This window comes from Kribbella sp. NBC_00889, from assembly GCF_045207705.1.
In the GTDB taxonomy this organism is placed as follows: Bacteria; Actinomycetota; Actinomycetes; order Propionibacteriales; family Kribbellaceae; genus Kribbella.
This window is the reverse complement of sequence record NZ_CP108783.1, coordinates 6,319,764-6,331,618: the sequence shown is the minus strand read 5'-3', so window position 1 is coordinate 6,331,618 and position 11,855 is coordinate 6,319,764. Positions and strand designations below refer to the sequence as shown.

At 68.7% G+C, this 11,855-nt stretch carries 11 protein-coding genes; 5 read left to right on the top strand and 6 right to left on the bottom strand.

Features of this window, described 5'->3' with window-relative positions; translation table 11 throughout:
* Nucleotides 1-35: 35 nt before the first annotated feature.
* Nucleotides 36-1,685 carry a glycoside hydrolase family 13 protein gene (locus OG817_RS30935; protein ID WP_406048127.1) on the bottom strand — a complete coding sequence of 550 codons (1,650 nt, stop codon included), beginning with the start codon at nucleotides 1,683-1,685 and terminating at the stop codon, nucleotides 36-38.
* A 189-nt stretch (nucleotides 1,686-1,874) separates the two neighbouring features.
* Here OG817_RS30935 and sucC point away from each other — a divergent pair, with 189 nt between their 5' ends.
* Both sucC and sucD read left to right on the top strand, forming a co-directional pair.
* Nucleotides 1,875-3,047 carry an ADP-forming succinate--CoA ligase subunit beta gene (gene sucC, locus OG817_RS30930; protein WP_406048125.1) on the top strand — a complete coding sequence of 391 codons (1,173 nt, stop codon included), beginning with the start codon at nucleotides 1,875-1,877 and terminating at the stop codon, nucleotides 3,045-3,047.
* A 13-nt stretch (nucleotides 3,048-3,060) separates the two neighbouring features.
* Nucleotides 3,061-3,966, top strand: coding sequence for a succinate--CoA ligase subunit alpha (gene sucD, locus OG817_RS30925; protein WP_406048123.1), 906 nt, complete (start codon nucleotides 3,061-3,063; stop codon nucleotides 3,964-3,966).
* A 63-nt stretch (nucleotides 3,967-4,029) separates the two neighbouring features.
* Here the strand turns inward: sucD and OG817_RS30920 are convergent, their stop codons facing one another.
* The gene (locus tag OG817_RS30920; RefSeq protein WP_406048121.1) at nucleotides 4,030-5,361 is read right to left on the bottom strand and encodes a hypothetical protein; all 1,332 of its coding nucleotides are present in this window, start codon (nucleotides 5,359-5,361) and stop codon (nucleotides 4,030-4,032) included.
* Nucleotides 5,362-5,536: 175 nt separating this feature from the next.
* Here OG817_RS30920 and OG817_RS30915 point away from each other — a divergent pair, with 175 nt between their 5' ends.
* The 3 genes from OG817_RS30915 to purH are packed head-to-tail and all read left to right on the top strand — an operon-like array spanning nucleotide 5,537 to nucleotide 8,995.
* Nucleotides 5,537-6,796, top strand: coding sequence for a DUF6350 family protein (locus OG817_RS30915; protein WP_406048120.1), 1,260 nt, complete (start codon nucleotides 5,537-5,539; stop codon nucleotides 6,794-6,796).
* Nucleotides 6,797-6,806: 10 nt separating this feature from the next.
* Nucleotides 6,807-7,439 carry a phosphoribosylglycinamide formyltransferase gene (gene purN, locus OG817_RS30910; protein WP_396391720.1) on the top strand — a complete coding sequence of 211 codons (633 nt, stop codon included), beginning with the start codon at nucleotides 6,807-6,809 and terminating at the stop codon, nucleotides 7,437-7,439.
* A complete protein-coding gene (gene purH / locus OG817_RS30905; protein ID WP_406048119.1) occupies nucleotides 7,436-8,995 on the top strand; it encodes a bifunctional phosphoribosylaminoimidazolecarboxamide formyltransferase/IMP cyclohydrolase in 1,560 nt (519 codons plus the stop codon). Before purN ends, purH begins: the two co-directional genes overlap by 4 nt.
* A gap of 116 nt (nucleotides 8,996-9,111) precedes the next feature.
* Here the strand turns inward: purH and OG817_RS30900 are convergent, their stop codons facing one another.
* The 4 genes from OG817_RS30900 to OG817_RS30885 all read right to left on the bottom strand — a co-directional run bounded on the left by OG817_RS30900 (nucleotide 9,112) and on the right by OG817_RS30885 (nucleotide 11,844).
* A complete protein-coding gene (locus OG817_RS30900; protein WP_406048118.1) occupies nucleotides 9,112-9,588 on the bottom strand; it encodes a GNAT family N-acetyltransferase in 477 nt (158 codons plus the stop codon).
* 12 nt (nucleotides 9,589-9,600) lie between these two features.
* On the bottom strand, nucleotides 9,601-10,362 hold the full coding sequence (locus OG817_RS30895; protein WP_406048117.1) for a hypothetical protein: 762 nt from the start codon (nucleotides 10,360-10,362) through the stop codon (nucleotides 9,601-9,603).
* A 6-nt stretch (nucleotides 10,363-10,368) separates the two neighbouring features.
* Nucleotides 10,369-11,208 (bottom strand): hypothetical protein, encoded by an 840-nt coding sequence (locus OG817_RS30890; RefSeq protein WP_406048116.1) that lies wholly within the window; start codon nucleotides 11,206-11,208, stop codon nucleotides 10,369-10,371.
* 366 nt (nucleotides 11,209-11,574) lie between these two features.
* Nucleotides 11,575-11,844, bottom strand: coding sequence for a DUF3017 domain-containing protein (locus OG817_RS30885; RefSeq protein ID WP_396392040.1), 270 nt, complete (start codon nucleotides 11,842-11,844; stop codon nucleotides 11,575-11,577).
* Nucleotides 11,845-11,855: the final 11 nt, after the last annotated feature.

Genomic DNA, 11,855 nt, shown 5'->3' with positions numbered 1-11,855 from the left:
GCTCACCCGAAACGGTGAGCGGGCCTTCGTCGTTCTCAGGCTTCGAGCCAGGCGGCGGTGTCCGGGGGGAGTTGGTTGTTGGTGAGCGGCTGGCTGCTCAGGAGGAGCTGCTGGTGGGGCGGGAGCGGGATGGGGGCGTCGCTGAGGTTGACCATGCAGCGGAAGCCGTCGCGGGTGAAGGACAGGACGCCGGCGGGGGGTTCGTCGTCCCAGGTGAGGCGGCCTTCGCCGAGGGCGGGGTGGGAGCGGCGAATGCGGAGAGCGGCTTTGTAGAGGTTGAGATGGCTGTCGGGGTCGTTGGCCTGGGTCTCGGCGGTCAGAGCTGACCAGTCGGCTGGTTGCGGAAGCCAAGGCTGGTCGGTGCCTGGGCCGAAGCCGAAGGGCGGCGCCGAGCCGCTCCACGGGATCGGGACGCGGCAGCCGTCGCGGCCACGGACGGTGTGGCCGGAGCGTTCCCACGTCGGGTCGTCGAGAACGTCCTCGGGCAGATCCTCGACCTCGGGCAGAGCAAGCTCGTCACCCTGGTAGACGTACGCACCACCCGGCAGCGCGAGCTCGAGCAGCGCCGCGGCACGTGCCCGACGGCGGCCGAGCTCCAGATCGGTCGGTACGACGCCCGCACCCTCCAGCGCGTCCCGCTGATCCCGGCCGTACCGCGTGCGATGCCGGATCGTGTCGTGGTTGCTCAGCACCCAGGTCGCCGGTGCGCCGACGGCCCACAGGTTCTCCGTGGTGTGGTCGATGACCTCCCGCAGGTCCTTCGCGTCCCACGCACACTGCAGTACGTCGAAGTTGAACGCAGAGTGCAGTTCGTGCGGCCGCACGTACTGCGCCAGCCGCTCGGCCGGCGACAGCCACGCCTCGGCCACGAACACCCGCGGCCCTTGCGGCGTATCCGCGTACTCGTCGGCGATCGCCCGCCAGCGCTGGTGGATCGTGTGTACGCCGGGCTGGTCGTAGAACGGGTTGCCGACGTACTTCTCCCGCGTCGGTTCCCCGTTGTGCAGCGGTACGTCGGGCAACGTGGAGTCCTTGGCCATCGAGTCGGCCACGTCGATCCGGAAGCCGTCGATGCCACGGTCGAACCAGAACCGCAGGATCGCGTCGAACTCCTCGATCACCGTCGGGTTGTCCCAGTTCCAGTCCGGCTGGGAGATGTCGAACAGGTGCAGGTACCACTGCCCGTCGTCGATCTGCTGCCAGGCGCCGCCGCCGAACGCGGCCGGCCAGTTGGTCGGCGGCAGACCGCCGTCCTTGCCGTCGCGGAACCAGAACAGGTCCCGCTCCGGAGAGCCCTTGCCGGCCGCCAGCGCGGCCTTGAACCACGGGTGTTCCCAGGAGCAGTGGTTCGGCACCAGGTCGATCAGGATCCGCAGGCCGAGCGCGTGCGCCTCGGCGATCAGCGCGTCCGCGTCCGCCAGCGTGCCGAACTCGGGGTTGATGTCGCGGTAGTCGGACACGTCGTACCCGCCGTCGAGGAGCGGGGACGGGTACCACGGGCTGATCCAGATCGCGTCGATGCCGAGGTCGGCCAGGTACGGCAGCCGGGCCCGGATGCCGTTGACGTCACCCGTGCCGTCACCGTCGGCGTCGGCGAAGGATCGCGGGTACACCTGGAAGACGACGGCGCTACGCCACCAGTCGTCAGCTGGTCTGGTCCCAGAGTCGAACACTGGATCGGTCATGCGTCCCAGCCTGGCACGGCCTGGGAAGAATCCTGTGACGGTCGTCTCAGCGTGTACCCCGGCTGTTGCCGTGCCGGGCACGGTGGCTAGTCTCAGGCCGACGGAACGCGCCGGCGACCGTACCCCTCCATTGGGTTCAGCCCGCCTGCCGCGGCCTACTCGAACAGGTGCGAGAGAGGGACCACAGTCGTGGACTTGATGGAATACCAGGCGAAGACGGTCTTCGCCAAGCACGGGGTGCGGACGACCGTGGGTGCGGTCGTCACGACTCCCGAGGAAGCCCGCGCGGCGGCCGAGAAGATCGGTGGCCGAGTGGTCGTGAAGGCCCAGGTGAAGACCGGCGGCCGCGGGAAGGCCGGTGGCGTCAAGCTCGCCTCCTCGCCGGACGAGGCGGAGGAGAAGGCCCGCGAGATCCTCGGGCTGGACATCAAGGGCCACGTCGTCAAGATCCTGAACATCGTGCCGGCCGCGGCGATCGCCGAGGAGTACTACTTCTCCTTCCTGGTCGACCGGGCCAACCGCAACTACCTCTGCATCGCGTCGGCCGCCGGCGGCATGGAGATCGAGGAGGTCGCGCACACCAACCCCGACGCGGTGGCGCAGATCTCGATCGACCCGGCCGCCGGAGTGGACGAGGCGAAGGCGCGGGAGATCGCCACGGCGGCGAAGTACCCCGCCGACGTGATCGACGCCGTCGTACCGGAGATCGTCAAGCTGTACGACGTCTTCATCGCCGAGGACGCGTCTCTGGTCGAGGTGAACCCGCTGGTCAAGCTCGCCGACGGCAACGTCGAGGCGCTCGACGGCAAGGTCACCCTGGACGAGAACGCGGACTTCCGGCACCCGGACCACGCCGAGTTCGAGGACGTCTCGGCGGCGGACCCGCTGGAGGCGGCGGCCAAGGCCAAGGGCCTGAACTACGTGAAGCTGGACGGTTCGGTCGGCATCATCGGGAACGGCGCCGGCCTGGTCATGTCCACGCTGGACGTGGTCGCGTACGCCGGTGAGGAGTTCGGTGGTCAGAAGCCGGCCAACTTCCTCGACATCGGTGGCGGCGCGAGCGCCGAGGTGATGGCGAACGGGCTGGAGATCATCATCTCCGACCCGCAGGTGGAGAGCGTGTTCGTCAACGTCTTCGGCGGCATCACCGCATGCGACGAGGTCGCGAACGGCATCGTGCAAGCGTTCGAGCTGCTCGCGAGCCGCGGCGAGGCCGTCAGCATGCCGCTGGTCGTCCGGCTGGACGGCAACAATGCCGAGGAGGGCCGCCGCATCCTCGACGAGGCTGGCTTGGCCGGTCTGGAGCGGGTCGACACCATGGACGGCGCCGCCAGGCGGGCCGCCGAGCTGGCTGCGAAGTAAGGGATCGCTGAACATGTCTATCTTCCTGACCAAGGACAGCAAGGTCATCGTCCAGGGCATGACCGGCTCGGAAGGCACCAAGCACACCACCCGGATGCTTGCCTCGGGCACCAACATCGTCGGCGGCGTGAACCCGCGCAAGGCGGGTCAGAGCGTTCAATTCCCAGCCTTCGACGGCCAAGACACCGCGGTTCCGGTGTTCGGCACCGTTGCGGACGCCGTCAAGGAGACCGGCGCCGACGTGTCCGTCATCTTCGTGCCGCCGAAGTTCACCAAGGACGCGGTGCTGGAGGCCGTCGAGGCCGCCGTACCGCTGGTCGTAGTGATCACCGAGGGCGTGCCGGTGCACGACACTGCCGCGTTCTTCGCCGCCGCGCAGGCGTCCGGCACCACCCGGATCATCGGCCCGAACTGCCCCGGCATCATCACGCCGGGCCAGGCGAACGCCGGCATCATCCCGGCCGACATCGCGGGTGCGGGCCGGATCGGTCTGGTGTCGAAGTCGGGCACGCTGACGTACCAGATGATGTACGAACTGCGGGACTTCGGATTCTCCACCGCGATCGGTATCGGCGGTGACCCGATCATCGGGACGACGCACATCGACGCGCTGCAGGCGTTCCAGAACGACCCCGACACCGACGCGATCGTGATCATCGGTGAGATCGGTGGTGACGCCGAGGAGCGGGCGGCCGCGTTCATCAAGGCGAACGTGACCAAGCCGGTGGTCGGCTACGTCGCGGGCTTCACCGCGCCGGAGGGCAAGACGATGGGCCACGCCGGTGCGATCGTGTCCGGATCCTCGGGTACGGCGGCCGCGAAGCAGGAGGCCCTCGAGGCCGTCGGCGTGAAGGTCGGCAAGACGCCGACCGAGACCGCCAACCTGATGCGCGAGATCATGCAGGGCCTGACCAAGTAAGGATCAGCAGCAGCAAGCGGGACCTGCGGCATGGGCCGCGGGTCCCGTTGCTGTTTGCAGGGGTTACTTGTAGGCGGCGGAGCGCTCGGTCGCGCGGATCAGCGTGTCCCGGAAGCCGCTGTCGGTGACGTCGAGGCCTTTCAGGACCGGGAACAGCAGGTAGACCACGCGATTTCCGGAGGCCGCGACACCGATCCGGTAGGTGAACTTCTTCCCGTCACCGGTGTCGAACGACGCTTCCCAGGTCTCGCCCTTCATCACGCTGGTCGCGATCTCGCCGGTCGAGTCCACCTTCGCGTTCGAGACGGTCTTCCCGCAGCCGTCGACGTTCTTGCGGATCTGGGCGGCGAAGGTGCTCGCAGCCTTCGCGGTCGCGAACTTGGCCACCGTGTCGTCCAGGCCGAACTCCGTCGGCACCTTCGCATCCGGCGTGAGGTACGTCTGGGAGCCGTACTTGGTCGCCTTCGCCTTCTTCGGATCGAAGTTCTCGCACTGGGTGCCGGGGCCGGTCTTCGCCGGGGTGCTCACCCACGGCTTGTCGATCTCGGACAGCACCGGCAGGTCGACCGGCGCCATGAACCCCGGGGCCTCGGTGCTCGGCAGCAGACTCGGCTTCGCCAGCGGTGCCGCCTTGCTGCAGCCGCCGGACTGCGCGCAGATCCGCTTCGCGGCCGCGGCCGCGGTGGCCAGTACGGCGTTCGGCGGGGGCGGCGTCCCGGCGATCGTGTCGTGCTCCAGCACCATGGTCGCCTGACCGGCCACCGAGACGGCGATGGTCTTGTACTTCGTCTTGGTGCCGGAAGGCTGCCCGAACACGGCGATCCAGCCGCGTTCACCGACGCCTGTGGTCAGGTAGCTGGCGGACAGCCGGGTCTGCTTCTCGGAGTTGCACTGGCCGAGCCAGCCGACGATCGCGTTGTACGCCTTGCCGGCCGCGGCCGCGTCGTTCGAGACCTCGACGTACTGGACCGCGGTCTGCTTGGTGGCCGCGTTCTGGAACGTGCGGACCCAGGTGCGCAGTCCTGCCGGGTCGGCGAACCGCTGGGACTGGCAGGCGAACGCCCGGTCCGGCGCGGTGCTGCCGTCGGCGGTCTTGGTGATCGTCCAGACGCCGGTCGCGCCCAGAGGCTTCGCGGTGGCGCCGTCGAGCAGGGCCTTGTCGTCGGTCAGCACCTTCGAGTCGGCGGACTTGTCGTCGGAGGCGCCGCTGGCGTTCGCGCCGGGTGAGTTGTCGCCGCCGAACGCGTTCAGGGCGGCGACACCGCCGCCTCCGACCAGAAGAACGACCGCGATACCGGCCGCGATCGTCTGGTTCCGCTTACGCGCCTTCTGCCGGCGCGCCTCCCGGACAGCGGCACGACCGCCGCCGCGCGGTGCGCGGTGGGAACCGGCCAAAGCTCGACCTCCTGACTGATTCCACCCGACAGTACCGGGTGGATCCCGGTCGCCCACAGTCAGCTACCCGCTGGCCAGAGGGGGTGAACCGAGCGTGAGCAAGCGCGCCGAAGTCTTCCATATCCGGCGTGTCAGAACGAGTGGCGTCTCGCGGCAGGGTGACGATGGGAGTCAGATGACCGACATGTTGAGCCGCCCGGGCGCCCGTGACGGCGGACCACACCAGACGCCCGGGCCCGCCCCGTCCGACGTCGTCGCCCCGACCAAGCCGGTAGTCCTGTCGGCGGCGCTCTCGGCCGGAGCCTGCCTGCTGACCGGTCTGCTCACCTGTGCGGCGGTGGCCGTGATCGGCTGGCTGGCCGCGACCTTCGGCGGCGCCTCCGGGGCTCTCCGCGCCGGCGCATCCGCCTGGCTGGTCGCGCACAAGGCCGGTGTGACGCTCGGCAGTGGTTCCCTCACGATCGCACCGCTCGGTCTGACGTTGTTCTTCGCCTGGTGCCTGTACCGCGGTGGCAAGTCCGCCGCCAGGAACAGCGCGGCCGACCGGACCGGGGACCTGATCCTGCTGTCCGGAGTCTTCGCCGTCGTCTACGGCCTGGGCGGGCTCATCGTGGCGCTGCTCACAGCGGACGGGTCGCTGAAGGTGCACCCGCTGGCGGCGTTCCTCGGTGCCGGGACGATCGCGTTCGTCGCCGGGACTCTCGGCATACTGGTCGAGTCCGGTGCGGCGGCGGACATCGCCGACGCGACACCGATCGGTCTCCGCGACACCGTGCCGGCTGCGGCGGCCGCCGTCCTGACCGTGATCGCGATCGCATCGATGCTGTACGGCGTACTGCTCGCGATCCATTTCTCCCGCATCACCGGGATGCTCGAGCTGCTGGACGCCGGCGTGATCGGGTCGGTCGTGCTGTTCGCCATCTGCCTGATGCTGGTGCCGAACATGATCCTGTACGTCGTCTCGTTCCTGGCGGGACCCGGATTCCAGCTGGGCGTGGGGACGACGATCGCCCCGACCGGGGTGGATGTCGGCAATCTGCCGGCGCTGCCGCTGCTGGCCGCAGTACCTGAAGATGGCGCAACACCGACGTACCTGCTCGCATTGACCGCTCTGGTCCCGCTGATCGCTGGTGTGGTGGCAGGGCTGGTCGTGGTGCGGCGCGGTCTGGTCGATGAGGAGGCGGATGCACTCGGGTGGGACGCGTTCGCGCTCCGCGGTGGTATCGCGGCTCTGATCGCGGGCGTGATGCTCTACGTGCTGATGGCGTTGTCGGGCGGCTCGGCCGGCCCCGGGCGGATGTCGGCTGTGGGGATACCGGCCGCGTTGCCGGCGGCCGGCGTACTGGCTGCCGGGATGGCGATCGGGGCGTCGATCACCGCCGCGGTGATCGCCTCCCGCCGACCGGCTGACGTTGAGGCGGACACCGCGGGATAAGGTTTGCGGCGTGACAGACCCGGTTGCGCCCACTCCTGAACCTGCACGCCTCGTCGTGCTGGTGTCCGGATCGGGATCGAATCTGCAGGCCCTGCTGGACGCCTGCGCCGACCCGGCGTACGGCGCTCGCGTCGTCGGCGTCGGCGCCGACCGGGACGGGATCGCCGGGCTGGACCGGGCCGCGACCGCCGGTGTGCCGACGTTCGTGCACAAGGTCAAGGACTACGCCGAGCGGGTCGAGTGGGACCGTGCGCTGACCACGTCGGTGTCCGAGCACAAGCCTGATCTGGTCGTGTCGGCCGGCTTCCTGAAGCTGGTCGGCGACGACTTCCTGGCCGCGTTCGGCGACCGGTACATCAACACCCACAACGCGCTGCTGCCCGCGTTCCCCGGCATCCACGGGCCGCGGGACGCGCTCGAGTACGGCGTGAAGGTGGCCGGCGCGACGCTGTTCTTCGTGGACGGCGGCGTCGACACCGGGCCGATCATCGCGCAGGTCGTCGTGCCGGTCGAGGACGACGACACCGAAGACACCCTGACCGAGCGGATCAAGGAGGTCGAGCGCCGCCAGTTGGTGGAGTGGGTCGGCCGGCTGGTCCGCGAGGGCTGGACCATCACCGGACGAAAGGTTCGACTGAAGTGAGCACCGACCGCAGGCCGATCCGCCGGGCGCTGATCAGCGTCTACGACAAGACCGGTCTGGAGGAGCTCGCGACAGCACTGTCCGCGGCCGGCGTCCAGCTGGTGTCGACCGGTTCCACCGCGGCCCGGATCGCGGCGGCCGGCGTACCGGTGACCAAGGTCGAGGAGCTGACCGGGTTCCCGGAGTGCCTGGACGGGCGGGTCAAGACGCTGCACCCGAAGGTGCACGCGGGGCTGCTCGCCGACGTGCGCAAGAACGAGCACGTCGAGCAGTTGGCAGAGATGCGGGTCGAGCCGTTCGACCTGCTGGTGAGCAACCTGTACCCGTTCACCGAGACCGTTGCGTCCGGTGCGTCGACGGACGAGTGCATCGAGCAGATCGACATCGGCGGCCCGTCGATGGTCCGCGGTGCGGCCAAGAACCACGCCAACGTCGCCGTCGTCGTCTCGCCGTCCCGCTACCCGGAGATCGTTGCGGCGTTGGCTGCCGGTGGATTCAGCCTCGAGGAGCGGCAGCGGCTGGCGGTGGACGCCTTTGTGCACACGGCGTCGTACGACGTGGCCGTCGCGTCCTGGATGGGCAGTGCGCTCACCGACACCTCCGACGGCAGCGGGTTCCCGGCCTGGGCCGGTGCGACCTGGGAGAAGGCAGCGGTACTGCGGTACGGCGAGAACCCGCATCAGCCGGCGGCGCTGTACACCAACGGTCGTGGCGGTCTCGCGTCCGCCGAGCAGTTGCACGGCAAGGAGATGTCGTACAACAACTATGTCGACGCCGACGCGGCCCGGCGTACCGCGTATGACTTCAGTGAGCCGGCCGTCGCGATCATCAAGCACGCGAACCCGTGCGGCATCGCGGTCGGCAAGGACATCGCCGAGGCACACCGCCGCGCCCACGAGTGCGACCCGGTCTCGGCGTACGGCGGTGTGATCGCGACCAACCGGCCCGTCTCGGTGGACCTGGCCAAGCAGGTCGCGGAAATCTTCACCGAGGTGCTGGTCGCGCCGGCCTATGAGGACGGCGCTGTCGAGATCCTTCAGGGTAAGAAGAACATCCGGCTGCTGGTGGCGGCCGCACCGACCGACGGCGATGCGGTCGAGATGCGCGGGGTCAGCGGTGGGTTGCTGATGCAGCATGTCGATCGCTTCCAGGCTCCTGGTGACGACCCGTCCGCGTGGACGCTGGCGGCCGGTTCCGCGGCCTCGCCTGAGGTGCTGGCCGACCTTGCGTTTGCGTGGAAGGCGTGCCGCGCGGTCAAGTCCAACGCGATCCTGCTGGCCTCCGACGGCGCCTCGGTCGGCGTCGGCATGGGCCAGGTCAACCGCGTCGACTCCTGCCGCCTCGCCGTCTCCCGTGCGGGTGAGCGCGCCGCCGGCTCGGTGGCTGCCTCCGACGCCTTCTTCCCCTTCCCCGACGGACTTGAGGTCCTGATCGAGGGTGGCGTGAAGGCAGTAGTCCAGCCCGGCGGCTCCATCCGCGACGAAGCAGCCATCGAAGCCGCGGAGAAGGCAGGCATCACCATGTACTTCACCGGCACCCGCCACTTCTTCCACTGAGCCCAGGCAGCTGACGGCTCGGACCGCGGACACCAAGTGGGGTCCCCGGACAGAAGATAACCTGTCCCCGGACCCCACTTCCTGTCCGAGACACCCGCTGCTGGTGCGCTCTTTCCTTACCCCCTGAGGTCGTGGCGGAACATTACTTGGTGGCCGTCGGCGCGGGTGGCGCCGTCGGCGTACCAACCAGTTGATTCGTAGAAGCGTTGGCCCTGGGGGTAGTTGGCCAGGGTCCACAGGATGGCTTGCTGGTAGGCGGCGAGTGCGTCGAGTGCGGTGTGCATGAGGTTGGTGCCGAGGCCGGTGCGCCAGTGGGTCGGGTCGACGGCGATCGTGTCAAGCTCGCCCAGCTGGGGATCGACCGGATCGCGGCTGGGCCCGATGCCGACCAACCCTGCGATGGTGCCGTTGGCTTCGGCGACCCACCAACTGGTGCGGTCGCTGGCCAGATCGGTTGCCCAGCGTTGGATCCGGCCCGCGTCGGCCTCGATCGGTGGCATCAGGCCGGTGAATCCCGCGTTCCAGGAGTCGACATAGATCTCGACGACCCGCGGTGCGTCCTCGGCCATGGCTGCACGGATCTGAACGGTCACGGCGTCAGTCTGCTACACCTGGAATGGCTGGGAGTCGACCAGGGCCAACCCAGGTTCGGGGCCTAGATACCTCAGGGTCGGGTGTTGACGGCTGTTCTGGTTGCTGACGCGTTTCATTGCGGCCATGAACCACGAGCGGTAAGTGGTTTCGGGGCGTGGGTCCCACGCTTGTTCCAGGGCACGGCTGAGCAAGCCGCGTCGTTGGTGTGCGGGACCGGTTTCCTGGGCCGTCTCCGCGCTCAGGGATGCGGAGACCGCCAGCCGGGACGGGCCGGCGCCGGTGAGCACCTGGTAGAACAGCGGCTCGCGGCGGGTCAATCCGAGGACCAGCGTGTCCGATCCACAGGTGTCCGCGACCGAGACGATGCGCGCACCGGTCGGGCATTTCGACCAGAGTTCCTGGAAGAAGTCGTCCAGCAGCGGGCCGTCCGAGCACGCGAAGACCTCGTCCTTCAGATCCTGTTCCGGGATCGGGTCGCGGTCACGGACCTGGAACCCGTGACCGCACAGAACGAGGATCATCAAGTCGTCAGGTTGCAGTTGGCTGACGACGCTGGTGAGCCGGTCCTTGATGACGCCGACCCTGGTGTCGTACTCCGTCACCCATTCGCGGACGGTCAAGGACTGCGCAGGGATCACACCGGGCAGGAACCCCCTGTACCAGGCGATGTCGTTCAGCACACCCGGCAACGACGCGAAGGAATACCGGTCGCCGTCGTACCTGAAGGCCTGCGGCGCGGGTACGCCGATGAGGACCACGACCGCCTTCGGCATGACGACTCAGCCGGTCGGCGAGGCGGACGGGGTGGCGGGCGCCGACGGATTGACCTGCGGATCCGCGCCGGACTCGGCACCGGCCAGCCGGATCGCGATGCCCGAAGCGACGACGAGAATCGCGACACCCGCGGCCAGCACCGCGATCGTGCCGCGCAGGCCCTTGGCCTTGTCGAGGACCTCGGCGACGCCGTCGAGAGCGCCACGCTCGGCGATGGCCTGCTGTGCACGGAGACGTCCACGGGTCTCCAGCGCCGCCAGCCAGAGGCCGCCGAAGATGAGGATCGCGCCGATCACTACCAGGACGAGAGCCAGTATCCCGGAGAACCGCTGCGCCCAGGTGCCGGTGACCTGCTGGTTGTCCCCGACGATCGAGATCGTCCCCGGAAGGTCTATGTCGAGCAGCAGGTACACCAGCAGGCCGCCTGTCAGTACGGCAGCCAGACCTGCCGCGATGCCGCTGATCAGCGCGAACTTCGGGTCGTACTCACCGGGCGCGACCTCCGCCACCGTGGTGTCAGGTTTCGGCTGCTCCTCGGCGGCACGCTCCGTCAGACTGACCGCTGCCGAGGTGAGAGTGGAGCCGTTGACCGTGGCAATCACCTGATACTCGCCCCAGGAGTCTTCGGCCGCGCTGAAGACGTACGGATTGGGTGTTCCGGCCGCCAGGGCCGCGCCGTCACGGTTCCACTCGAACCTCGCTGGATTGGCTGGATCGACAGGATCCACGCCGGCAGTCAGCGTGACCTCGGTCCCGGACGGGACCTGCAGGATCATCTGACCGGACTCTGTCGTCTCCGCGGCCGAACCGCCACCTTCAGCCGACAACTTCACCTGTGCAGTCATCGCGGCCCCCGCCCCCCTGATGAAATCGATCCCCCGAACGATGCCGTGATGGTGACACGCAGTTACGACATTGTCCACAGCCCGCCGCAGGGCGATATCTCTTTGCGACCTGACGAGGAGCACGGAAGGCTGGCGGGGATGAGTCCTCCCGGACCCGACGACTTCGAGCAATTGCTCGGTGCGGCGTTGGCTGCGCCCGCGTCGCACTGGCGGGTTTCCGCTTCTGGCGGTTGTTGACGGCGGCAACTGAGTCGTATGGATCCAACGTACCGGTGGCCGCCAGAACCCTTGCACCGTTGGGGATTCGGGTAGTGCAGATGGAAGGTGGCACCTCTGCTACGCGTGGGGCGCGTGCCGGCAAACCCTTCAGTTGGGGACGATGAGGCCCAGGGCGGCGATCGCGGCGCCGGCGGCGATGAGGAAGGCGGTGTCGAACATCCGGCCGCGGACGTGGAGGAGGCCGGCGGCGGTGTCGGAGAGGGTGGCGCGGAGCAGGCCGGCCAGGACGACGCTGCCGGCGAAGATCAGTACGCCGTTGCGCCAGTCGTAGAAGGTGAGGATGACCAGGCCGGTTGCGGCGACCAGGAGCGAGAGCACCAACGGCCATTCGCTGCTGCGCTGAGCCTCGCCTGCCATCAGCACGTCAC

Coding starts and splice junctions, on each gene's coding strand:
- OG817_RS30895 (WP_406048117.1), bottom strand. CDS start 10,362: ATGCCGAAGGCGGTCGTGGTCCTCATCGGCGTACCCGCGCCGCAGGCC.
- OG817_RS30885 (WP_396392040.1), bottom strand. CDS start 11,844: ATGGCAGGCGAGGCTCAGCGCAGCAGCGAATGGCCGTTGGTGCTCTCG.
- sucD (WP_406048123.1), top strand. CDS start 3,061: ATGTCTATCTTCCTGACCAAGGACAGCAAGGTCATCGTCCAGGGCATG.
- OG817_RS30890 (WP_406048116.1), bottom strand. CDS start 11,208: ATGACTGCACAGGTGAAGTTGTCGGCTGAAGGTGGCGGTTCGGCCGCG.
- OG817_RS30935 (WP_406048127.1), bottom strand. CDS start 1,685: ATGACCGATCCAGTGTTCGACTCTGGGACCAGACCAGCTGACGACTGG.
- OG817_RS30915 (WP_406048120.1), top strand. CDS start 5,537: ATGACCGACATGTTGAGCCGCCCGGGCGCCCGTGACGGCGGACCACAC.